Origin of the sequence: Billgrantia ethanolica (assembly GCF_021404305.1) — a bacterium.
In the GTDB taxonomy this organism is placed as follows: Bacteria; Pseudomonadota; Gammaproteobacteria; order Pseudomonadales; family Halomonadaceae; genus Halomonas; species Halomonas ethanolica.
On sequence record NZ_JABFTX010000065.1, the window covers coordinates 1 to 258 of the forward strand.

Below are 258 nucleotides of genomic sequence, written 5' to 3' on the forward strand. Positions count from 1 at the left end.
CCGGGCGCCCCAGCGACTGGGCCTTCGACATCACCAAGATGCTGTTCGGCGCCCACTTCATGCTGATGGCCGCCTACGGCCTGCGCCATCACGCCCACGTCGAGGTCGACGTGCTCAAGCGCCTGCTCTCGCGCAGGAAGCAGGCGCTGCTCGAGATTCTCGGCTACCTGATCTTCTTCGTGCCGTTCATTTACATGCTGACCACCCTGGGCTGGAGCTTCTTCCTGCGCTCCTGGAGCCGCGGCGAGACCACCTACG

Annotated in this window: 1 protein-coding gene; it reads left to right on the top strand. The window is 64.7% G+C overall.

Features of this window, described 5'->3' with window-relative positions; translation table 11 throughout:
- On the top strand, window positions 1-258 hold a 258-nt coding region (locus HOP53_RS21530; protein WP_234271890.1), incomplete at both ends, for a TRAP transporter small permease subunit.